The organism is Ruegeria sp. HKCCD6426 (assembly GCF_057221115.1).
In genome coordinates this window covers 1-22,690 of the sequence record NZ_JBWVBF010000013.1, presented here as the reverse complement: position 1 = coordinate 22,690, position 22,690 = coordinate 1, and the positions used below count along the sequence as shown (strand labels likewise).

17 protein-coding genes are annotated in these 22,690 nt (G+C 55.7%); 6 read left to right on the top strand and 11 right to left on the bottom strand.

The window, feature by feature from the left end; translation table 11 throughout:
• Positions 1–6: 6 nt before the first annotated feature.
• From AC2TDA_RS22280 to AC2TDA_RS22235, 10 genes are all read right to left on the bottom strand, one after another.
• On the bottom strand, positions 7–1,137 hold the full coding sequence (locus AC2TDA_RS22280; RefSeq protein WP_480881226.1) for a substrate-binding domain-containing protein: 1,131 nt from the start codon (positions 1,135–1,137) through the stop codon (positions 7–9).
• Between the two features lie 328 nt (positions 1,138–1,465).
• Complete coding sequence (locus tag AC2TDA_RS22275) at positions 1,466–2,734, bottom strand: pyruvate dehydrogenase complex dihydrolipoamide acetyltransferase (RefSeq protein ID WP_480881225.1); 1,269 nt, start codon at positions 2,732–2,734, stop codon at positions 1,466–1,468.
• A gap of 12 nt (positions 2,735–2,746) precedes the next feature.
• A complete protein-coding gene (locus AC2TDA_RS22270) occupies positions 2,747–3,292 on the bottom strand; it encodes a VOC family protein (protein WP_480881223.1) in 546 nt (181 codons plus the stop codon).
• A 1-nt stretch (position 3,293) separates the two neighbouring features.
• Positions 3,294–5,489, bottom strand: a complete 2,196-nt coding sequence (locus tag AC2TDA_RS22265) for an alpha-ketoacid dehydrogenase subunit alpha/beta (RefSeq protein WP_480881221.1) — start codon at positions 5,487–5,489, stop codon at positions 3,294–3,296.
• 24 nt (positions 5,490–5,513) lie between these two features.
• The gene (locus AC2TDA_RS22260) at positions 5,514–6,968 is read right to left on the bottom strand and encodes an NAD-dependent succinate-semialdehyde dehydrogenase (protein ID WP_480881220.1); all 1,455 of its coding nucleotides are present in this window, start codon (positions 6,966–6,968) and stop codon (positions 5,514–5,516) included.
• Entirely contained in the window at positions 6,965–7,873 is a 909-nt protein-coding gene (locus AC2TDA_RS22255) for an NAD(P)-dependent oxidoreductase (protein WP_480881219.1), read from the bottom strand. Before AC2TDA_RS22255 ends, AC2TDA_RS22260 begins: the two co-directional genes overlap by 4 nt.
• Before the next feature lie 52 nt (positions 7,874–7,925).
• A complete protein-coding gene (locus AC2TDA_RS22250; RefSeq protein WP_480850627.1) occupies positions 7,926–9,284 on the bottom strand; it encodes a M24 family metallopeptidase in 1,359 nt (452 codons plus the stop codon).
• A gap of 370 nt (positions 9,285–9,654) precedes the next feature.
• Entirely contained in the window at positions 9,655–10,179 is a 525-nt protein-coding gene (locus AC2TDA_RS22245) for a VOC family protein (RefSeq protein ID WP_480881217.1), read from the bottom strand.
• 15 nt (positions 10,180–10,194) lie between these two features.
• Entirely contained in the window at positions 10,195–11,274 is a 1,080-nt protein-coding gene (locus AC2TDA_RS22240) for an aldo/keto reductase (protein WP_480881215.1), read from the bottom strand.
• A 57-nt stretch (positions 11,275–11,331) separates the two neighbouring features.
• Positions 11,332–12,489, bottom strand: a complete 1,158-nt coding sequence (locus AC2TDA_RS22235; RefSeq protein ID WP_480881213.1) for a substrate-binding domain-containing protein — start codon at positions 12,487–12,489, stop codon at positions 11,332–11,334.
• 247 nt (positions 12,490–12,736) lie between these two features.
• Here AC2TDA_RS22235 and AC2TDA_RS22230 point away from each other — a divergent pair, with 247 nt between their 5' ends.
• Positions 12,737–14,359: an FAD-dependent oxidoreductase gene (locus AC2TDA_RS22230; protein ID WP_480881212.1), complete on the top strand. Its 1,623-nt coding sequence runs from the start codon at positions 12,737–12,739 to the stop codon at positions 14,357–14,359.
• Here the strand turns inward: AC2TDA_RS22230 and AC2TDA_RS22225 are convergent.
• Positions 14,353–16,074 (bottom strand): ABC transporter substrate-binding protein, encoded by a 1,722-nt coding sequence (locus tag AC2TDA_RS22225; protein WP_480881210.1) that lies wholly within the window; start codon positions 16,072–16,074, stop codon positions 14,353–14,355. The two genes, AC2TDA_RS22230 and AC2TDA_RS22225, sit on opposite strands and share 7 nt — an antisense overlap.
• A 198-nt stretch (positions 16,075–16,272) precedes the next feature.
• Here AC2TDA_RS22225 and AC2TDA_RS22220 point away from each other — a divergent pair, with 198 nt between their 5' ends.
• From AC2TDA_RS22220 to AC2TDA_RS22200, 5 genes are all read left to right on the top strand, one after another.
• Complete coding sequence (locus AC2TDA_RS22220; protein WP_480896877.1) at positions 16,273–16,590, top strand: hypothetical protein; 318 nt, start codon at positions 16,273–16,275, stop codon at positions 16,588–16,590.
• A gap of 1,098 nt (positions 16,591–17,688) precedes the next feature.
• Complete coding sequence (locus tag AC2TDA_RS22215) at positions 17,689–18,987, top strand: sugar ABC transporter substrate-binding protein (RefSeq protein ID WP_480881209.1); 1,299 nt, start codon at positions 17,689–17,691, stop codon at positions 18,985–18,987.
• Positions 18,988–19,048: 61 nt separating this feature from the next.
• Complete coding sequence (locus AC2TDA_RS22210; RefSeq protein ID WP_480881207.1) at positions 19,049–20,563, top strand: sugar ABC transporter ATP-binding protein; 1,515 nt, start codon at positions 19,049–19,051, stop codon at positions 20,561–20,563.
• A gap of 33 nt (positions 20,564–20,596) precedes the next feature.
• Entirely contained in the window at positions 20,597–21,538 is a 942-nt protein-coding gene (locus tag AC2TDA_RS22205; RefSeq protein WP_480881206.1) for an ABC transporter permease, read from the top strand.
• A gap of 58 nt (positions 21,539–21,596) precedes the next feature.
• On the top strand, positions 21,597–22,373 hold the full coding sequence (locus AC2TDA_RS22200; protein ID WP_480881204.1) for an SDR family NAD(P)-dependent oxidoreductase: 777 nt from the start codon (positions 21,597–21,599) through the stop codon (positions 22,371–22,373).
• Positions 22,374–22,690 lie beyond the last annotated feature (317 nt).

Genomic DNA, 22,690 nt, shown 5'->3' with positions numbered 1-22,690 from the left:
GACGGCTTACTTGGGATAGTCGACGGTGTAGGTCGTCGGATCGTAGTCCTGACCCATACCGCCGGTAACCAGCATGTCCGGAGCGCCGTTCGGCACGACAAGGTCGGTCAGGCGCAGGTTGGTCTGAATGGAAGGCGTATTGTGGCCTTCGGAAACTGCAATCTGAGCGTTGATTTCATAGATGCAAGGCACCGGTGCACCGGCCAGAACGTCCAGTGCGACGCCAACCGAAATTCCGCCCATCGCCGGAGGATAGCCGACCTCAAGCATCGGGATGCCGTGTTCGATCGCCATTTGCAGCGGCCCGTTCACATCCGCCGTAGTATGCGGAGGAATATTCTCGGGTTCCCACCCGGCTTCGAGAAACGCCTCGACCGAGCCCGGCGTCTGCAGACCGTGGGCAGACCACACGGCATCAATGTCTTCACCGTATTTGGCTATCATGCCCTGCATGACCTGCTTGCCCTTCACTGGCGACCAGTCGGAATAAACGGTTTCCAGAATATTGATGCCGGGGTACTGCGCGAACACTTCACGCGCAGGTTTTTCGCGGTTTTCCGAAGGGCTGGATCCGGCCTGACCGGCCAGCATCACGACATTCCCTTCACCATCCAGCTTTTCCACGATCCACTGTGCAAAGAGCCGCCCCATCATCGCGTCTGAAGCGGTTACGAAGGTCACGAAATTGTCTGAGGCGATCCGGCGGTCCATCATGACCACAGGAATTCCGCGCTGCATTGCACGAGAAACGGCGGGGTCCAGGGCCTGTTGGGTATTTGCGGAAACAATCAGCAGATCCACACCGCGCGAAATCAGGTCCTGAATATCCGCGACCTGTTTTGCATCGTCATGACCGGCATCTGTGATGATCAGCTTTTCGATCTGGTCCCGATGCTCTGCAGCGGCGGTCATAACCGAATGCTGCATGACAACACGCCAGCTGTCCCCAAGCCCGGCGTTCGAGAACCCGATCGTGTAGGGTCCTTCCTTTTCGTATTGCGAGGTGTCGTTGAAACAGACCTCGACGTCCGGGTTGTACAGATATGTTCGCGGTGCGCCGGTATAGACGTCCGACGCTACTGCGGTTGCAGCGATTGAAGTCACAGCCATTGTGGCTGCAATTTTTAGGGTTTTCATTGGGTTCTCCTCCAACTTCAGACGTGCCGGACCGCAATTTTGAGATCCTCCCCCATTCCGCTTTGCCCCAACCTCGGTGGCTCTCAGAATCGGCACACGGGTGTATGAAAAAAGTTTACGATTTGGCAGGAAACAGATGGTCCCGAAGTTATCCGTTATGGATATTGCAGGTGATGTCGTCAGGCGGCGCGACACCTGTCATGGCGCCTTTCCAACCATTGTCAGTTACTAAAATAATAAAGCCGCATCGCGCCGGGGAGCAGGTGCGATGCGGCGTACCCGACATCGAAGGCCAAATGTTGCCTTCAGGCCGGGATCAAAGAATACATTAGGCGAGTATCGTCAACGGCGCGTCGACATAACGTTTGAAAGCTGCAAGAAGCTCTGCGCCAACTGCACCGTCCACCATTCGATGGTCGACGGACAGAGACACCGTCATCACGGTTGCAACCTCGACCCGTTCGCCGCGAACAACAGGGCGGCGCGTGCCTGCGCCAACAGCAAGGATCGTTCCCTGCGGAGGATTGATTACAGCATCAAACGAATCCACACCAAACATACCCAGATTGGATACCGAAGTTGTCCCGCCCTGGAACTCTTCCGGCGTTAGAGTGCGTGCCCGGGCCCGTGCGGCAAGGTCCTTCATTTCCGTCGAAATGGCTGAGATGCTTTTTCCCTGGGCGTCCCGAATGATCGGCGTGATCAACCCGCCGTCGATCGCGACCGCAACGGCGACGTCAACGGCCCGGTGACGCAACAGATTGCCGTCTGCCCAGGTCACATTGGCATCCGGTACTTCTGCCAGAGCCAGAGCAAGCGCCTTTATAACCAGATCGTTGACCGAAATCTTAAAGGACGGGGTTTCCTCTACTTTCGGTGCTGCCGCATTGAGTTGCGACCGCAGCGCCAACAACGCATCCAGTTCAACGTCCGCCCGCAAGTAGAAATGGGGAACGGTTTGCTTGGCCTCGGTCAATCGCCGTGCGATCGTTCGGCGCATAGAGTCCAGTTCGATAACGTCATAGCTGACTTCAGGATATAGTTCCGAAACCTGCGCTGTTTCAGACGTGGCTGGTTCTTTCCGAGGTGGTGCTTGTTTAGGTTGCTTTAACGCATTCTCGACATCCAGCCGAACGATCCGCCCCTTGGGGCCTGTGCCTGAGACACTCGAAAGATCCAGCCCACCTTCTGCGGCGATCCGTTTCGCCAGAGGTGACGCAAAAACCCGGCTATTTGATTGAACCGCCTCAGATACAATGTTTGGATTTGGTTCTGGGGCGTCAGGCAAACTGACAATTTCAGCCTGCGGTTCAAGCTTATTTTGACTTGGGAGTTCTATGCCAGATACGTCTTCGCCGTCTTCGGCGATTATGGCTATCAGTGTATTGATAGCCACGTTTTCAGTCCCTGCGGGCACCAGGATTTTCGCAACGGTCCCAGCATCTGCCGCTTCGAACTCCATCGTCGCCTTATCGGTTTCGATTTCGGCCAGTATGTCACCCGGGCTCACTTGCTCCCCTTCGGAAACAAGCCAGGAGGCGATCGTACCTTCCTCCATAGTGGGGGAAAGAGCTGGCATTGTGATTTCAATGGGCATGGTTTTACCTGTTCATTCGGAAGGGATTACCGGGATCCAAAGACGCCGGTCGGTGGTCAATTCATACCCTTTGCCATCGGGGAAACTCAAAAGTTCCAGTTGCATCCCCCAGGGTGCAAGAAAGTAAACCCAGGTCTGCCCCGCTGATGGTCCTTGATGGCGCAACACTGGTTCGCCCAGTATTTCGACATCGTGGTCGCGCAACCAATTCACCGCCCCGTGGAAGTCATCCGTGTAAAAGGCCAGATGGTGCCCGCCGACGTCACTGTTTTTCGGTTGGGCCTTCCGTTGGTCCGGTGCCTCGTATTCAAAGATCTCAAAATTTGGCCCGTGCCCACATCGAAAGAAACGCAGTTTCTTCATCACTGTACGGGGGTGGACGTTCAACTGACGAGACATCCAATCGTCATCGAACTGAAACGGACCGAGGTCGTAAAATACCTCGCACCCCAACACGTCGACGAAAAAACGAGTCGCCTGTTCAAGATCGGGCACGGTGAAGCCGACATGCTCGACTCCGCGTAGCCCCGGCATCCTGTTTGGTTTGTCACCAGCCATGTCAGACCCCGACCAAGGCCCCGCGGCCAGTATCGATCATCATCTGTTTCAGCCTGACTTCGACCTCGGGGGCCATCGCAAAGGCGGCCCGCTCCAGTACCTTTGACACACTGGGAGAGCTTTCGCCGCCGTGCACCCGCTGAACCGGTTGATCGAGATGGTCAAAGAACCGGCGCTGCAATTCGTCAGTCAGCATAGCACCATAGGAAACGGTCAGCGGACTTTGCTCGACAACCACCACATTGTTGGTTTTGCGGATGCTTTCACCGATGGTCTCCCAATCGATGCCAGCACGGTCCAAAGAGCGTAAGTCGATGATCTCGGCATCCAGCCCAAGTGCCTCGGCCGCCTTGCGGGATTCTTCAACCATTGCTGAATAAGTCAGGATGGTCATCGCACTGCCTTCCCGTACCACCTTGGCCTTTCCAAGCGGAATGAAATAGTCATAGTCCTCGACCGGCCCGGGCATCTTTTGCGTGTACAAACCCACATGTTCGATCATCAGAACAGGGTCGTCGCAGGCCAAAGCACTGTTCATCAACCCTACGTAGTCGAACGCGGTCGACGGCGCGACGATGCGCCAGCCCGGCCACTGCGCAAACAATCCAGCCGGATCCATAGAGTGCTGCGATCCGTATCCAGTTCCGATCGAAATCTTGGTGCGGAACACGATTGGCATCGCGGTATCGCCGCCAAACATATGCCGCGCCTTGCCAATCTGGTTGAACAGCTGATCCGCTGCGACCAGCGCAAAATCGGGATACATCAATTCGACAACCGGACGGTATTTGCCTGACATCGCTACGCCACCGGCCAACCCGCTGAATCCTGCCTCGGCTATGGGGGTTGGAATGATCCGGTCCGGATATTTTTCGGAAAGTCCCTTTGTGGCACCATTGGTCCCGCCCTTCAGGCGATGAATGTCCTCGCCCAGACAAAAGATGCGGTCATCTTCGGCCATGCGCCGGTTCATCACTTCGGCAACGGCATCCACATATCTGACAGGTGCCAACGTACCCGAGAATTCTTCTTGTTCTTCGAAGCGTTTGCCGTCCAGTTCACTCAAATCTCCGCGCAATCCTGCGTCGCGCATTGCGGTGTCTGGCCACAGAGCTTCGATGACAGTGCGTTTGTTGCCTTCCTCAACCGTCAGCGCCGAGGCCGCCAATTGCATCGCGGACTTGGCACGCGTGGCCAACGTGGCATCGCCGTCATCGTCCAGCCATCCGCGTGTTTTCAAACCGTCCAGCATCACCAAAAGTGGATCGCGTTTGCGCCATGTGATTTCGTCTTCTTTGCTGCGGTACCCGAAGGCGCTGGCTGGAACGCCGCCGCCGTGATGGAAAAAGCGATAGAGCACGGCTTCGATAACCGTCGGCCCTTTGCCCGAACGCATGATATCCAAAGCGCGTTCGGTCGCGACGCGCACCGCGACCGGGTCCATGCCATCAACCCGGAAAGACGGGATGCCGAAAGCCAGGCCGCGAGATGAGACTCGCGTTTCGCGCGTTTCTTCTTCGACCGTGGTCGCCACGGCGAACCCATTGTTTTCAATGAAAAAGCAAACAGGCAAATCCCAAAGCGCCGCCAGATTCATTGCCTCAGGGACCGAACCGATATGTGCGCTGCCCTCGCCGAAATAGGAAAACACCGCTTCGTCAGTGCCGCTGCGTTTTTTGATCCACGCGGCCCCGGTTGCAAATGGCACGCCACCGCCAACAATGGCGTTGGTGCCCAAGGCGCCCGCCTCTTCCCAGCGCAAATGCATCGAGCCACCACGGCCTTTGCAATAGCCCTGCGCCAGCCCCATGATTTCGGCCAGGGATTTCTGCAGCAATTGCAGAACTTCGCCCGACAAATCGGTCGTCAGCGGATCGACGTGACCGGGATCAAGATATGCCAAAGCCTTAGCGACAAACTGGTGATGGCCTCGATGGGACCCGGTGACCTGATCTCCGGGTTTCAAGGGTGAGATCGATCCAATCGCGCCTCCCTCTTGCCCGATCGAGCTGTGTGCCGGGCCATGGATCAACCCCTGTGCATCCATTTCCAGCACCATCTCTTCGAACGCGCGCACGAGATGCAAATGGTTGTGCATTTTGATCGCTTCGGCTTTGCCAAGCTTGTCCCAGTCGGCTTCGGTGGCGGTGATATCCACCCAGTCGGCCATTGGCTTGATTTTCGTTGTTCTCGGCATTGTGCTCTACTCCGCAGGCAAAGGTCAGGCGTTCAGCCCGCCCATGCACAGGTATTTCGTCTCGACAAATTCCTCGATTCCGTAGTGGGCGCCTTCCCGTCCCACGCCGCTTTCCTTGATCCCGCCAAACGGCGCGACCTCGGTCGAGATGATGCCTTCGTTGATCCCGACCATGCCGTATTCAAGCGCCTCGGCAACGCGCCAGATCCGGCCGATATCACGGGAATAGAAATAGGCGGCCAGGCCAAATTCGGTGTCGTTGGCCAGCCTGATTGCCTCTTCTTCGCTGTCGAATGTGAATATCGGTGCCAGCGGCCCAAAAGTTTCTTCCCGCGCGACGGCCATATCCGTCGTGACACCGGTCAAGACTGTCGGCTGAAAGAAAGAGCCACCCAACGTGTGGCGCCCGCCGCCTGCGGCGACCGAAGCCCCTTTCGAGCACGCATCGGCAATGTGTTCTTCGACTTTTTCGACCGCCGACAGATCAATTAATGGCCCTTGCTGAGCGCCATCGGAGAATCCGTCCCCAACAACCAGTTCGTTCACACGCGCCACCAGTCTTTCGACAAACGCGTCGTGTACGCCGCGCTGCACAAGTATGCGATTGGTGCAAACACAGGTCTGCCCCGTGTTTCGGTATTTCGACGCAATAGCGCCGTCCACAGCGGCGTCGATATCCGCGTCATCAAACACGATGAACGGCGCGTTGCCGCCCAGCTCCATCGAGACTTTCTTCACGGTATCGGCGCTTTGACGCATGAGCACCTTTCCGATGCCGGTCGACCCTGTAAACGTCACCTTTTGGACAGTCGGATTGGCCGTCAGCTCGCCGCCGATCGCGCGTGCTGATCCTGTTACGACGTTCAGCACGCCATCCGGTACGCCAGCATCTTGCGCAAGTGCAGCAATCGCCAAGGCAGAAAACGGTGTGGCGGAAGCGGGCTTGACGACACAGGTACAGCCTGCGGCCAATGCCGGCCCGACTTTGCGCGTGATCATGGCAATGGGAAAGTTCCATGGTGTAATGGCCGCAACAACCCCAACCGGTTGTTTCACAACAACAATACGCCGATCGCTCCAAGGACTTGGGATGACTTCGCCGTATATGCGCTTACCCTCTTCGGCGAACCATTCGATAAAACTGGCACCATAAGCCACTTCTCCCCGCGACTCGGCCAGCGGTTTGCCCTGCTCCGCTGTCATGATCGCTGCGAGATCTTCTGTATGCTCAATAATCAGTTGGTACCAGCGACGTAGGATTGCGGCGCGATCCTTGGCCGTGCGGCCCTTCCAATCCGCCAAGCCCGATTGAGCCGAAGCGATCGCCTCACGCGTTTCCTCGGCCCCGAAATTCGGCACCGCGCCCAGAACTGCACCGGTTGACGGGTTGTCTACGGAAACAACTCCACCAGTCCCCGCGGGTCGCCATTGACCGCCGATCAGACAAGTGTGCTTCATGAGGTCCGGGTTCAGAGTCATGCCGCCGTCTCCGTGCCCTTGCGAAGGGTTGCGCCTGCGCGTTGCGTGGCCAGTTCGACGTATTTGAAAAAGTCCGTTTCGCCGTCACCATCGGCGATCAGTTCGCTCCAACCTTCGCGGACCTGTGCGGCCAGCGGCATTGGAACGGCAGATTGACGGCTGGCCTCCAGTATCAGATCGAAATCTTTGGCCATCTGCGTGACCTCGAACGCGGGCGAGTAATCCCTCGCTTTCAACGCATCCAGCTTGTAGCTAACCAATGGCGACGCAATGGCGCTTGCGCCTATCACATCCAGCATGGTTGCCCGATCGAGCCCGTTTTTCAGCCCAAGCGCCAAGGCTTCGCCCATCATGGCAGCAGTGAATCCCACCATCATGTTGATCGACAGCTTCAGAACCCGTGCCTGCTCGTGGCTTCCGACATAGAACTGGCATGTACTCATCGCCTTCAGGACGTCGAGGCAGTCGTCAAAGGCACCCTTCGTTCCCGACGCCATAACGGTCAGAGTCCCAGCTTCGGCAAGAGTAACCGACCCGGAAACCGGGGCTCGAAGATATCGCACGCCGTAGCCGACCGCCGCGTCGGCAATGTCTTGCGATACGGACGGGGATACCGTGCTCATATCAACTAGAATGGTTCCTGAGCGCATCTCTTTCAGAGCGCCTTTGTCGCCCAAGAGAACTTGGCGCAAGGCATAGTCGTCCGACAGCATGGTAAACAGGATATCCGACTGAGCGGCCAACACACTGGCCTTGGGTGCCAACGCCGCGCCCGCGTCGAGAACGCGTTTGCCCTTGTCAGGGCTTCTGTTGAACACGGTCACATTGGCACCGGCCCGGCACAAGTTGATCGCCATCGGAGCGCCCATTTTACCGAGCCCGATCCAGCCTATTCTCGTTGTCATATTTGCCTCTCGGGCCCTAGACCCAATCCCGGGTTCAGGGTTTCGTCAGGAGTTAGTCTTCCCAGGTTTTGCCGAAACGCGGCTGCGTCGTGTTTTCGGCCTGCGGGAAAACGCGGTGATTGTTGAAATGAGATTCGCTGTGGCGAATACCCGGCAGCATGTCGTGCCCGGACCAATATTGGCGGCCACAAACCAAGAGCTCTTCGGCCGGGAATTTCGAGATGACTTCAACCCCGTCCTTGGTGACTACCATTTCCTCTTCGATACGGGCCGCATGGTGGCTGCCTTTGGCGGGCCAGAAAGTTTCAAGCGCGAAGACCATACCTTCCTGAATAACCTCCGGATGGTCGATCGAGACCAGACGGCTGATAACCGGTCGTTCCCAGATTCCCAGTCCAAGCCCGTGGCCGTACTGCAATCCGAACGCGGCTTCTTCGTTGGGGAACCCGAACTCTTCGGCTTTTGGCCAGACCTTTGCGACTTCGCCGGTGGACACACCGGGTTTGATCATTGCGATCGCCTGATCGAGGTAATCGCGGCATCGCTTATAGGCATCCTGCATTTCACGGCTTGCACTACCCACCGCGAAGGTCCGGTAGTAACAGGTCCGATATCCCATGTAGCTGTGCAGAATATCGAAGTAAGCCGGGTCACCCGGGCGTAGCGCCCGGTCCGAGAAGACATGCGGGTGTGGGCTGCATCGCTCGCCCGAAATCGCATTCACGCCTTCGACGTATTCTGATCCGTTGTTATAGAGGAAGTTCGACGCAATCCCGACCAGTTCGTTTTCGCGAACACCGGGGCGGATGGCGCGGTAAATTTCCTCGTAGGTGAAATCCACCATGGCCGAGGCGTGGGTCAGCAGGCTGATCTCATCCCGCGTCTTGATAACGCGTGCATCCTGCATAAGCCATTGGCAATCGACGACTTTCACGCCACGTTCCTGCAGCGCGAACATGATGGGGGGTTCAACAAGGTCGATCCCAAGCGGTTCGTTCTTCAAGCCATGTATTTCCAGCTCGCGAACAATCTTGTCAGCGGTTTCCTCAGCCCGACCCATGTTTGGCGTCATAGCGCCCCGCAACAAGGGGATACCCGCGCGGGACCGCTCTTCCCCGCCCATCCAGTCGCAATGCAACGCATGGTGCTTTGCAGCCGATCCGAAGTCCCACAGGATCGGTTCTCCGCCGCGCGGCAGCAGCGTCCAGCGGGACACCTTGTCCTGTGCCCAAGTGCCGATATGGGTGCCTGTGATGTAGCGCACATTGGTCATGTCAAAACACAACAAGGCACCCATGTCCGACTGCTCGAGTTTCTCTTTGACGCGGGCCAGGCGTTCAGTCCGCAACCGGTCAAAGTTGATGCGGTTTTCCCAATCCACGGCCATGGTGCCATAGGTCTCAATCGCCATTTCGCGCCTCTCTCTCACTATCTTTCATGATGGGGTCACAGGTCAGAAACCAAGACCCACTGTTGGGCGAATGACCCCCGGATTCTCAGGGATCGTTTTCTATGATTCCCAATATTGCAGAGGGGCTGTGGGCGATGTGCTGTGATGATATCCAATTTCGATATTCGGCAGGCCGTGACAGAAGAAGGTGCATCCAATTTTCTAAAAACGCTTGAAAAACATCGAATTCGCGGTGCCATGTGAAAATAGAAGTCGACCATAAACTTTAATCTATCCGATAGGGATTTCGGTCGGGGCAAAGCACCGGCGACTTCAGCAAAGCTTGCTGCCTATACATTTCAATCGTGGTCGGGTCCAACGACCGGATCACCTACGATTTCGGGGACCACATAATTTCGTCTGATGTGGCTTCATATGCCAGTCCATCCTGATAGCTGACAAGTTCAAGTTGCATGCCCCAGGGCGCCAGAAAATACACCCAGGTTAGCCCTTTGCTCGGACCTTCCTCCATAAAACTCGGTTTTCCTTGGAACCGCACGCCATGAGATTTGAGATAGGCAACCGCCGCGTCCATATCCTCAACATAAAAAGCAAGATGATGCCCGCCATGATCGCTGTTTTTCGGCAACTTTTCCCTTTGATCGGGCGACGAATATTCAAAGATCTCAAAAGCAGGCCCGTTTCGGCATTTCAGCATGCGGAGGGATTCGATGACGGCACGCGGATGGACGTTCAGATGCTCAGTCATCCAGTCGTCATGCGCCACAAAAGGCCCGACCTCGAAAAGTTCAACGCACCCGATCACATCTACGAAGAACCTAGTTGCCTCTTCGATATCCGGAACAGTAAAGCCAATATGGTCACTTCCTGCGAGGCCGGGAATTCCTTTGCTCATGTCACTGCCTTTCCCCTAAACGGTTTCCGTCTCAGCAGGGATTGGAGCCGCATCTGCGATCAGCCCCTCGTGCTTCAATTCCGCCCAGAGATCGTTGGGTACGTCCGCTTTCAGAGCGGCTATATTCTGTTCGAACCGTTCGGGGCGTCCGGCCCCGACGGGGATGCTGGATACGATAGGATGTGCCGCTGAAAACTGGATTGCGGCGGTCGAAAGTGGCACGTCGTGCCGGTCACAGACGGCCTTCAGCGCTTGCGCCCGCTTCAACCAGTATTCGCCGGTCTCATGATCCGCAGGTGCGCGCACGCCGTGGTCCAGGACGTTGGCGCGCCAGTTGTCATCCAGCGGCACATAGTCGAACGACGCGCCCTCAACCGGAGTATTCAGGACACCGGAATTGTACACGCCGCCGATCAGAATGGTCGTGCCACGCTTTTCGCAGATCGGGAACAACTCAGTCAGCGCCGAATGATCCAAGAGCGTGTATCGACCCGCCAGTAGAAACACGTCCATATCCGCCTCAGCCGCCATCCGCGCCAACGCCGGGTTCTGGTTCATACCCGCCCCGATGGCAGACACCGTTCCCTCGGATCTCAGTTGGTCGAGCGCCTTGTAACACCCGCCAAGGGCTTCATCGAGATGGTCATCGGCGTCATGGATCAATAACATGTCGAACCTGCCCAGCCCGGTGCGTTCAAGGCTGTGTTCAACCGAACGCATGACGCCATCATACGAAAAATCAAAATGGTAATTCCGGGGCGGAGCGCCCTTCCAGAACTCGTCATCGCCCGTTGGTTCGCTGTTGTCGGGATCGTCTTCGACGATACGACCGACCTTTGTCGAAATCACAAACGACTCTTTGGGCTTGTAGGCCAGGTAGCGCCCCAGCCGTTCTTCGGACATGCCCATGCCGTACATTGGCGCCGTATCAAACGTACGCAAACCGGCATCCCACGCGGCATCGAGAACCTTCACGGCGTCCTCTTCCGGCAGGCAACGCGGCCAACCGCCAATCTGGACGGTCCCCAGGCCAAGGAGGTTGGTCTTGAGCTTCGTGCGTCCGATCTGGCGCAATTCTGTAGGGTCAAATGGCATGGCGTTGTCCTCCTCAATAAAGAAAGGGCGAGCCTCAAAGGCTCGCCCGAAATGAATTTATTTGGGGTAGTCGGCGCTGAACGTCGTGGGATCGTAGTCCGGGCCCAAGCCTGTCGACAGGATCAGATCATTGGGCCTGTCAAGCCGGGCATAGTCTTCCATCCAGATGTCGGCCTTGACGGAGTGGGTCTCATCACCTTCGGTAATCGAAATCTGTGCGTTCACTTCGTATTGCTTGGGAACTGGTTTGCCGGCCAGCACATCCAACGCCACATTGACGGATGCGCCACCCATAGCCGGCGGATAGTCAAAGTTGATGGCCTTGACGTCATGCTCGACCGCCTGCTTCACACAGCCGTTGAGATCTGAACAGGTGATCGGGGGAATGCTGCCATCCTCCCACCCGGCTTCGACAAACGCCTCTAACGCGCCCGAGCCTTGCAAGCCGCTGTCAGACCAGACGCCGTGGATGTCCTTGCCATATTTCTGGATCAGCGCGGCCATGACCTGCTTGCCCTTGGCCGGGCTCCAGTCGGTGTATTGAAGGTCGATCACATTGATATCAGGGAATTCAGCGAACACCTGTTTGGCAACCGCGATCCGGATTTCTGCCGGGCTGGCCCCCGCGATGCCGCCCAGCATAACGACATTGCCTTTGCCGCCAAGTGTTTCAGCCATCCATTGGGCCTCGAACCGGCCAAGCGCATGGTCTGAGGCAGTTACGAACGAGATGAAGTTGTCAGAGGTCACACGGCGATCGACCATAACCACCGGCACACCGCTGCGCATTGCGCGGGTCACAACGGGGTCCAATGCTTCGGATTGGGCTGCCGAAACGATCAGGATATCGACATCACGTTGCAGCAGATCCTGAATGTCGGACACTTGCTTTGAGGGATCATCGTTTGCGTCGGTGATGATCAGTTTCTCGATCAGATCTCTGTTATCTGCCGCGGCTTGCTGGATCGAATGCAGCATCCCGACCCGCCAGATATTTGAAATCGAAGCATTCGAGAAACCGACTACATAGGGCGGTTCCTTGGCGTATTCCGACGTATCCACATACTCGATGTCCCGGTTCGACCACAGCAGTGTGCGGGGTTTACCTGCATACCCCGAACTGTCCTCGGCAATGGCTGTGTTTGCGGCAGGCAAACTCATCAAAAGTGCCAAGGATGCCGTGGCGAGCGTCTTCAAGGGCGAATGCGATTTCATAGTGTCTCCTCCTGAGTGGTCACGGCGGCCGAACAAGGCTTTCGTGAAGCTGCAAATATTGTTGGAGACGTTTGTTGAGACCGGGCAACAAAGATATCCGCATGGGATTTTCTCTCTCGGAAACGATGGGAAACCGCGACTTCCGAAGGACTTGCTGCACCTGCACTGAACTTGCCTGAAATGGATATCTTTACCGCCCGCCCGATTGGCTTCGACCGATATCAAGTGTTCAGCTGAAGGAGAGACAATGACTCGCATCGTGATTCTGGGCGGCGGTTTCGCAGGTTTATTTGCCGCGAAATCACTTGTGAAACACCTGGGAAAGTTCGCTGAAATCGAACTGATCAGCGACCAGAATTTCTTCGTGTTTCAACCACTGCTACCTGAGGTTGCCGCTGGTTCAATCACTGCGGCACATGCCATTTCCTCGCTCCGCGGGCTGTTGAAACACGTCAAGACAAGGAAAGCGCGGGTTCATTCCATCGATTTCAACGCAAAGACCGTGACCGTGTTTCAGGGTGTCCAAAGACGCCCGACACAAGTGGCATATGATCAGCTTGTCATAGCCCTGGGGCAATCTACCGACCTTTCCCGAACACCCGGTCTATCGGACCACGCGCTTGCGATGAAAACGCTGGCAGATGCCAGCAGATTGCGGGCGCATGTCATCGAGAAACTGGAGCACGCCGACATCACGCAACTGCCCGAAGTCAAGCAGGAGGCCCTTACTTTCTGCGTCATCGGCGGCGGGTTTTCCGGAGTTGAAACCGTAGGCGAGATCAAAGAACTGATTGACCGGTCTTTGAAATATTACCCCTCTATCGATCCATCCGAGGTTCGAGTCATTTTGCTGGAATATGCAGACAATATCCTCAACGAACTGCCCCCGCGTCTGCGCCAATACGCGGCCCAAAAGCTGGCCTCGCGTGGCATCGAGGTCCACACGTCAACCGGTGTTGCCAGTGCAACCGGTACGGCAATCGTAACAACAAACGATGACGTCATCGGCACACGGACGGTTATTGCTACCATAGGCAATGCACCATCTGGTGTCGTTCGCGGAATGAACGCCCGATGCGAACGCGGCAAGATAGTAGTTGATCGTTCGCTCGCGGTTGCAGGCGTTTCGGATGTCTGGGCCCTCGGTGATTGCGCATTGGTTCCGTTGGTCGAAGAGGCGAGCGCTCCGAAGGAATTTGCACCGCCTACGGCCCAGTTTGCAGTACGTGAGGCACGGACAGTGGCGGAAAACATCCGCAGAAAACTGGCTGGGCAGCAGCCACGTCCGTTCAGCTACAAATCAAAGGGGGCAATGGCGTCTTTGGGCGGCAAACGGGGCGTTGCCGAAGTGATGGGCCTGACGCTGACGGGGTTTCCCGCATGGCTGTTATGGCGCGGCTTCTACTTGTCCTTTTTACCTGGGGCATCTGCAAAACTGAAAGTCTTTCTGAACTGGGTATTGGACGGTCTGATGCCTCGAAGCATTGTTCAGGATGTTAAGCCCGAGAACAGCCATACCCAAATTGCTCACTACCGAGCCGGAGATCGCATTTTCGAAGCGGGAAATCGGGCAGACGGGTTTTATACAATTATCAGTGGCCGGGTCGAAGTTCGCATGAAGGATGCCAACACCGGCGAATTGAACACCCGAGAAATCGCAGCAGGCGGGCATTTCGGCGAAAGGCTGATACTTGGTGAAAGCCGGCGCGCAGGGACTGTCCGCGCCCTTGATGCTACCGAAGTTCTGGTGATGGATCGACAGGAGTTCCTCAAGCTGGCTTCGGCTTTCCCGGCGTTTCAGGACTATTTCCAGGCTTATTTCAAAGATACTTACGGCATTGACTGGACACCAACGGGTCAAGCTCAATAACGTCCGTTCTCCTGCATGGCGCGATCAACTTCATTCTGGGCCATCGCTAACGCCTCTTTGTCGGACAATGCGCCAGACAGTGCATCATGTATCCGCACTCCAAGTATGCTTTCGATTGTACGATATTCGGGAACCGGAGGACGCTGCCAGGTACACAGCATTCCCCGTTGCGACAACCGGTCGACGAACCGAACAATGGGCGAAGCCGCGGCGGCCTCTGGATCTGCGGCAACCGAGAACCGAGGCGCAACCGGCAAACCATTCGTGACGTGCCGCTTCATCGCCTCTGGTGAGGCCATCCAGGCAATTGCCTCAAATGCCAGCTTAGCGCGCGATTTTGGCAGGTTGGCCGGTATGCCTAACAGAAAGCCCCCGGTCGGATTCGCACTCATACCCATTGGACCTTTGGGCTGAGGAATAAGCTCAGAGCGTTTTTTGACCATGGAGCCGATATCATAATCAAACCGCGCCGCCCGCATGGTCCAGCAATAGGCCATGGCGACCTCACCTTCCAGAAACGCTTCGATCCGGCGGTTCCAGTCCATGTTCAGGATATCAGGTGGCGATATTTCGACCAGACGGTGCATGTAATCCAGCACGATCTGCCCTTCTTCGCTATCGATCTTCGGACGGAGGCTGTTGCTGGCGAGATCGGCCCAATTGTGATACCGCCGCGCACGCGGGATGTTCAGAATTGGTGCACCGCAACAGCCCATGAGGATCATGAAACTTGAGGCGATCGGCATCCCTCTCGCGGCGTTCCAGGCGACACCAAAGAAACCGCGGGATGGGTCCTGCAATTGCCGGCCCGTTTCGATCACCTGATCGAATGTTCTGGGATGAGGCAGTTCATGTTCGGAAAACAAATCCTTTCGCACGGCCATCGCTTCGATCGTCACGTAAATCGGAACACCGTATTGCCGGCTGCCCCAGGTGCCTGACGCCCAAACCGCCGGGTGGAAATCCATCACGCGGATATTGGTTTCATCGATGAACTCGTCCAGTGGCATCAGCATGCCTTTTTCGGCAAACTCACCCAGCCAGGGCATATTCAGCGTCACCACATCAAATTCAGATTTGGGCAGGAACTCATGCAGGCGTTCGTGCAGGTCGGGTAGAAAGTGCAACGAAAAACTCTTTCTGGACCCCAGATTGTTTCGATAGTCTGCCCACATGTTACGCATGGCCGAGAAGTAATTATCGTTGTGCAACAAGAACTTCAGCTCCTGATCGCTCTCTGCCAGTTGAGATTGCAAGGGCGGTGGAGGCAAAATGTCCCGCGCAAAATCTGCGCCGCCAAAATAGAACTCATCCGCATTTTCCACGCCAGTTAACCCAACTGTTTCCGCCAGCAAGGATTTGACTTTGGTGATATAGTCGACAAATGCCGAATACATCTCAGGGCTGGGCTGCAGGTAAAAGGATTTGCCTGTTGTCGAGCGCGCGACCTTTACGATCTGCCCATCCTCAATCATGGCATGAATGCGCCGCTGAGCCGTTCCATAAGGCACTTCTGCCGCATCGATGAGCATTGAAATCGTGACCGGTTCACCCTTTAGGTAAGACGTCACCAAGAAAGATGTCAGGTTCCACGACGGATCCCCAGGCCCACCCCGTACCAATTCATTGAACGGGGCTCTGGTTCGCGAGAGGAACCTGATGATCCTTATGACTTCATGGTCAGTGATATCCGATTTGAGATTAGAGATAGGCACCGCGACTCTCCAAAAAAAAGCGCCAGCAATGCGCCGGCGCCAAGTCCAGGGAGGGTTTTCAGCTGCACAACGCGTTGCCGTTCAGAACATAATATCAAAGTTCTGACGAATTGGATGCAATGAATATCCAAATTGGATTTTCTTGCTTACAATGTGATGCGCAGACTGTGCCGCGGATGAACCGCAAATTGATGTGAAATGCGTTTGTCCATCGGCTTACTTTACGAATGCCAAACGGGACCGATCGAGCGTCAATGTTACAGCGATGATGACGCTCAGCCCAGTCACTATGGTCTGCCAGTAGTGGTGAACACCAATGACGTTAAGACCGTTCTTAAGCACCGCGAGGACGAGAACACCAAGAATGGTGCGATGAACACCCAGATGCCCGCGTTGGGAATACGCTTGGTCATTTTCCCTGATGACAGCCAGATGAACTCTGGAACTCTGGAACTCTGGAACTCTGGAACTCTGGAACTCTGGAACTCTGAATACGATGTTAGCGCCGTCGGATAAACCAGTCCTAAACCCAAAACGACGTCGTTGCGAACGGCAAGAAACTCGACTGTGCAATAAATCGGAACCCCATATTGCTGGTTCTTCCAGGTGCCAGTGGACCATACGGCCGGAAGGTAATCGAAAGAATTCAAGTTGCCCTCTGAAATGAAGTCGACCAGACTAAATGATCGCGTCACGCTCAACGAACTCCCTGAGCCAGCGCATGTTGACCGCAACGATGTCAAAGGGCGCGTCCTGCTGCCGTACCGCGCTGTCGAGCGCGTTATTACATCTGCGGCAACTGCAACAGATCAAGGTCGCCTTTCGATGCAAGCTTAGTTCTGATATCGGACCACATGTGCCGAAATGATTGGAAATAATTGTCGTCGTGCAGAAGAAACCGAAGCCCCTTTTGCGGTCATTTCTTCGCTGGTGTGAAGCAGACTGGGTGGCATCAGATCGTTGATTGCCGCTGCGCCTCCAAAAAAATAGTCGTCCTGATCCTTATCCTTGGCCCTGAAGCCCACCGACGTTGAGATTACGCCCTTCACCGACCGAACATACCTTTCAAACTCTGAAAGAAGCTTTGATGTCGGCAAAAGATAATCGGATTTTGCACCCTGTGCTTTGGGCCTGCGCGTGATTAGACCCAAGGAATCCAACTCCTTTATCCGACGGTGGCCGGTCGTATAGGGCAGCCCGGAACTGGCGATGAGTTCGGTGGCCGTCATCGGTCGGTTCGTCAAATGCGCAACGACCAAATGCTACAGAAGATACAATGCCGAGTTCGGCTCAAAGCCCTGTACAGACCCTTCAAAACACTCCCCTAACTCTTTTACGAGCTTCAGAAGCCTTGCTGTTTCATGAGCATTCACGAGGCAACCGTTATTAGTCCAAATACAGTTTTCTTGCCTGCAGGAGCGTATCCAATCAGCCCGTTTTCAATCCCAAAGACTTATTCAAATTGGACATTCCGAATTTAGCAGATGGTCGGTCTGCGGCCATGTACTGTGTACCGCCGGATATCCTCATTGGATAACATTACCGCCCTGAATGCCTCCGGTTTCTGATTGCATGCCTCTGTCGAAACAACAGCTCGACACGGAGGAGGAAGCAATGAACCCAAGAAAAATGAACCGACGCACGCTGCTGAAACACAGTGTTGTAGCAAGCGGTGCAATTCTGGCTGCACCGGCACTTATGACCAAAACCGCATGGGGATCGGACGACAAGATAACGGTCATGAACACGTTCCCCACCCTTGCTAATGAGTACTGGCAAGGTTGGGACGCAGGCGCAAAACAGGCCTGCGCGCAAATGGGGCTGGACTATATCTCGCAGACCTACGCTGACTCGGTTGAAAAGCAGATTGCGCAGATCGAACAGGCACCGTCGCTAGGAGTCAACGCGGTAGTGACTTTTGCGCAGAACGCCGAAATCATGAAGGCGCTGGCGGCTGTAGCCTCAAATGTAGGCATCAGGATTGCCAATGCACATTCGACCGCCGCCTGGGTTCATCCGATGGATGCGCAGTTCCACGGAGCCTATCTGCTGTATAGCCAACCAGATAACATTCGGGGCACCGGGGCGATGGCACAGGCCTTGTTCGACCATATGGGGAACGAAGGTGACGTCATGTATGTAGCCGGTCTGCCGGGTAATTTCTCGGCTGACAGTCGCGCCGCTGGTGTGTATTCAGCGCTGGCCAATAATTCCGGCATCAACATGATCGCCGAACAGAATGGCGGCGAGAACCGGGTAGCAGCGCGGCCTGTGGTCGAAAACATGCTGACGGCCAACCCCAATGTCGGAGCAATCGTCTCTTACAACGCGGACACCGCAATTGCTGTGCTCGACGTTCTGCGCGAACGCGGGCTGACCGGCAAGATTGTCACCGGTGGAATTGATGCGACCGGCGAAATGCTGGTGCGCGTCCGCGATGATGCCAGCGCACTTGGCACGGTGTCGATTAATGCACCGTTTATGACCGGTTATTCGGTTGTTCGGTTGGTAGACGACCTTGAAGGTGTTGAAAGCGATCCGCTTGAGCGGATGCAGTATTTCGACTCGCTCTTCGTGGATACGCCCGAAGCAGCCTCAAAATACCTCGAACTGATGGACGTAACCAAGGAACTGCCTTTCGACTTCAAATCGATGTCGCGGGCGGCCAATGGGGACAACTGGACTATCCCCTGGGGCGTTGAAATCATCGACCCAACCGACTTCTGGAGCAAGATTGACAGCATGAACGCAACCAAGCCAAGCGACTTCGCGGTCCCTGCCGAGGTCCAGGCTTCGATTGACGCAGGCAATGTCGAAAAGCTCAACGCGATGTATCGTGATCACTTTGCACCGGGCGCCATCAGCCAGGTTGTGGATTTGACGCAGTCGAAAAAGACAGTTCTGCAGTCCTGATCATTCAGACACATCAGGCGGACCGGCCCCGGCCGGTCCCCTCTCCTGTCAGGAAATGCCGATGACCAATCCTCTAATCAAGCTGGAAAGCGTCACGAAGTCTTACCCAGGCGTTCGTGCCCTCGATTGCGTGAGCTTCGAGATCGGAGTTGGAGAAACACTGGGATTCGTTGGTGAAAACGGGGCCGGAAAAAGCACACTGATGGACATTCTGTCGGGGATTCAGCCCCCCTCTGACGGCAGATACCTTTTGCACGGAAAGCCAGTGGAGTTCTACACGCCGACACAGGCCACAAGCGCCGGAGTGTTCCGCGTTCATCAGGAACAGGCGCTAATCTCGGTCTATCCGGTTTGTCAGAACATGTTCCTCGGCCTCGAGCAGCATTTCGTGCGCCGTGGTGTCATGCAGTTTTCTGAAATGCGGGAACGCGCTGAACACGTTCTGAGAGAACTCGACGTCGATATCAATGCCTCTGCGATCACCGGCGCGTTAAACTTCGGCACGCGCCAGATCGTGGAAATTGCCCGCGTGATCGCGCAATCCGAGCTGCTTAAAATCAGGAATCCGTTGGTGCTTTTGGATGAGCCTACGGCCTCGATTTCAGGGCGCGAGCTTGATGTTTTTTATCGCATAGTTGATCTGCTGAAATCGAAATTCAAAGCCTCAATTCTATTTGTATCGCACCGCCTGGAAGAGGTGTTGCGGATTTCAGATCGCGTGCTCGTTCTAAAGGACGGAAAAGTCGTTGCGGACGATCTGACCAACCCGACCGAAGGCCAATTGCACAGGTTAATGGTGGGGCGGGAAAGGGTCGCAGACTTTTACTCGACCGACCGGCAGGTCGCTGCGTTTGGTGGTGTCGTCCTTAAGGTTACAAACTTCAGATCGGATCGTTTTCGGGACGTGTCCTTCGAATTGAGGTCGGGAGAAATTCTCGGCGTAGGAGGCTTGGTGCAATCCGGCAAAACCGAGCTGGGCCGCGCTATTTTCGGCGTCGAGACTTCAATAGGTTCGGTGGCAATCTGCGGCACCGAAGCCTCAGGTCTGCCCACGGATGCGCGTATTGCGCTAGGGTCCGGTTACATCCCTCTGAACCGGCATCTGGACGGCGTGATGCTGGGTCAGTCGATCGAGGCCAACATATTGCTGCCCTCGCTGCAGTCGTTCGAGTGGTTTGGCGCTCTCAATCGCAGGGCCATGCGCGCTGCGGGTCGCAGAGAAAGCAAACGGTTCCGCGTTAAAACGCCCGACACCGACACCTTGGTTAACAGCCTGAGCGGCGGCAACCAACAGAAGATCGTGCTGGCCAAGTGGTTGGCAAAAAATCCGAAAGTGCTTGTGGTCGACAACCCGACCCGCGGCGTCGATGCCGGGGCCAAAGAAGAAATCTATGGGTTTCTGCGCGATTTCGCCGATGCCGGAGGCGCAATTCTGATGATTTCCGACGACCTGGTTGAACTGATCGAAATGTCGAACAGCATCCTGTTTCTCGCCGAAGGCCGCCTTTCGAAGGCGGTGCCTGCGCCGAAAGAAAACAAGCCCAGTGAACACGACGTAATCCACATGATGTTCTGACCGCGCGCGCCGCGGCAGCCAAGGACCAAAGCTATGAAAAATTTCCGAAACATAGGCAGATTTACCCCGATCATCGCCGCTGTAGCCCTGATTGCTTTCTTTGGCATCATGCATGAGGCATTTCTGACCTGGCCCAACCTATGGAATATTGTGCGTCAGTCTTCGGTTCTGTTGGTCGCGGCCATGGGTACAACGTTCGTAATTCTCATCGGAGCAATTGATCTGAGTGTCGGAGCGATCATGACGCTGTCGGCGATCTCAACCATCTCCCTGATCCCGGTAATGGGAGAATCCGCCTTACTGGTCGGTCTGCTTGCCGGGGCCAGCTGCGGGGCATTCAACGGCATCCTGAATGCCGTCCTGAAATTACCCAGCTTTCTCGTTACCTTGGGATCGTTGTTTATTTTCGAAAGTATCGGCCTGATCATTTCCAGCGGCCGTCCTCTTCCCTGGTCCACCCCGATCTCAAGCGCGCTTGCAGGTGGCGTTGTGTGGGGAACCATACCCAAGATCGGCTTCTGGGCGATTGCGATCCTGCTTTTATGTGCCTTTGTCGCCCGGTACACCCGATTCGGGCAGTATATATACGCGGTCGGCGACAACGAGCGGACAGCGAGGATGTCGGGTATCAACACGGTACGCCTGAAAATACTGGTGTTCGTGGTTGCTGGGATTATCGCCGCGATTGCAGGTATCCTGCTTGGAATTCGCACCTTCTCGGCCTCGCCGGGAATGGGAGACAGCTTTCTTCTGGATACAATCGCTGCCGTGGTTCTGGGCGGGACGCTCCTATCTGGCGGAGTTGGTGGTCCGCTGCGCACGGTGTTCGGCGTGCTCGTGATCGTCGTGTTGGCCAACGGAATGACGTTGTTGCAAGTCGATCCCTTTTTCCAAGTAGGTATCCGCGGAGCGGTCGTAATCTTGGCGGTCTTGATCACCATGCAACGCGGTTCCGCAGATGAAGTTGTCAAGTAATCAATTACAGGCTCAAGCCTGTGCGAACGGAAAGTTCAATCATGTTACGGAGGTCAAAGTGGTAAAGAACCTGAACATATTTTCGCTTGAAGGTAGGATCGCAGTAGTCACCGGCGCGGCCCGCGGGATTGGCGAGGCGATCAGCCGCCAACTGGGTGAAATGGGTGCCCATGTCGTCATGGCCGACCTGCTTGATCTCGTCGACGAGACCGCATCAAAACTCGCTGACGAGGGGCTTTCGACCGAAGGTGAACGGATTGACGTGACCTCCAGTCAATCCGTGCAGGATCTGGCAGATCGTGTGAAGGCGAAACACGACCGTGTCGATATTGTCGTCGCAAATGCAGGTGTGGCCTATGAAAGCTCCACCGAAGATCACAGCGATGAAGACTGGCGCCGTGTGATGGCAATCAACCTGGACGGTGTGTTTTTCGTGGCCCGCGCTTTCGGAAATATCATGCTGGATCAGGGCAAAGGGTCGATCGTCGCGATCTCATCTATTGCAGGGGTGAAGGCGGTTCGCCCAGAGCTTCACATCGGATATGACGTCACCAAGGCCGGTGTCGCGCATTTTTGCAAAGTCGCCGGAGTCGAGTGGGCAGCGCGCGGTGTTCGGGTGAATGCTGTTGGGCCTGGCTATACCAACACTGAAATGCTTCAAAAGGTAGGGATCGAGCAGCCCGAGGTCATGGCGCGCTGGATCGACGACATTCCGATGAGCCGCCTCCTTGAACCTGCCGAGATCGCCCAAACGGTTGCCTTCCTCGCCTCAGACGCTGCAAGTGGGATCACCGGCCAGCTTCTGATGGCGGACGCCGGGTATTCTGCGGCTTAGCCAAATTTTTGTTTTCAACCGACACTGCTTAGCCCTCAAGGAAGGAGTAATCTCTTCGCCTAATAAAACTCGGCAACAGAACCGGAGCCGACGCCCCCTGCTGGCCTCAATCTGCCATTGCTGGTTTGCAAGCAACATGACTGGATGCATCTACACCTTCAGAACCAATTCTGCCGAGGGACCAGTGAAATATCGTATGTGATAGGAAGTATCCCCAGGAAATCGAGGATCGCGTCAACTTGACTGTTTACCGTTCGAATACTCGAAATGGCGGCGCATTCGGTTGAGCATTCAGCTTTGAGAAGCTCGGATTCACC

Bases quoted from the DNA above. Each gene is read 5' to 3' on its own strand.
- AC2TDA_RS22235 (WP_480881213.1), bottom strand. From the start codon at position 12,489: ATGAAATCGCATTCGCCCTTGAAGACGCTCGCCACGGCATCCTTGGCA.
- AC2TDA_RS22245 (WP_480881217.1), bottom strand. From the start codon at position 10,179: ATGAGCAAAGGAATTCCCGGCCTCGCAGGAAGTGACCATATTGGCTTT.
- AC2TDA_RS22255 (WP_480881219.1), bottom strand. From the start codon at position 7,873: ATGACAACGAGAATAGGCTGGATCGGGCTCGGTAAAATGGGCGCTCCG.
- AC2TDA_RS22220 (WP_480896877.1), top strand. From the start codon at position 16,273: ATGCGTTTGTCCATCGGCTTACTTTACGAATGCCAAACGGGACCGATC.
- AC2TDA_RS22275 (WP_480881225.1), bottom strand. From the start codon at position 2,734: ATGCCCATTGAAATCACAATGCCAGCTCTTTCCCCCACTATGGAGGAA.
- AC2TDA_RS22280 (WP_480881226.1), bottom strand. From the start codon at position 1,137: ATGAAAACCCTAAAAATTGCAGCCACAATGGCTGTGACTTCAATCGCT.
- AC2TDA_RS22270 (WP_480881223.1), bottom strand. From the start codon at position 3,292: ATGGCTGGTGACAAACCAAACAGGATGCCGGGGCTACGCGGAGTCGAG.
- AC2TDA_RS22240 (WP_480881215.1), bottom strand. From the start codon at position 11,274: ATGCCATTTGACCCTACAGAATTGCGCCAGATCGGACGCACGAAGCTC.
- AC2TDA_RS22205 (WP_480881206.1), top strand. From the start codon at position 20,597: ATGAAAAATTTCCGAAACATAGGCAGATTTACCCCGATCATCGCCGCT.
- AC2TDA_RS22250 (WP_480850627.1), bottom strand. From the start codon at position 9,284: ATGGCGATTGAGACCTATGGCACCATGGCCGTGGATTGGGAAAACCGC.
- AC2TDA_RS22215 (WP_480881209.1), top strand. From the start codon at position 17,689: ATGAACCCAAGAAAAATGAACCGACGCACGCTGCTGAAACACAGTGTT.
- AC2TDA_RS22265 (WP_480881221.1), bottom strand. From the start codon at position 5,489: ATGCCGAGAACAACGAAAATCAAGCCAATGGCCGACTGGGTGGATATC.
- AC2TDA_RS22230 (WP_480881212.1), top strand. From the start codon at position 12,737: ATGACTCGCATCGTGATTCTGGGCGGCGGTTTCGCAGGTTTATTTGCC.
- AC2TDA_RS22260 (WP_480881220.1), bottom strand. From the start codon at position 6,968: ATGACTCTGAACCCGGACCTCATGAAGCACACTTGTCTGATCGGCGGT.
- AC2TDA_RS22210 (WP_480881207.1), top strand. From the start codon at position 19,049: ATGACCAATCCTCTAATCAAGCTGGAAAGCGTCACGAAGTCTTACCCA.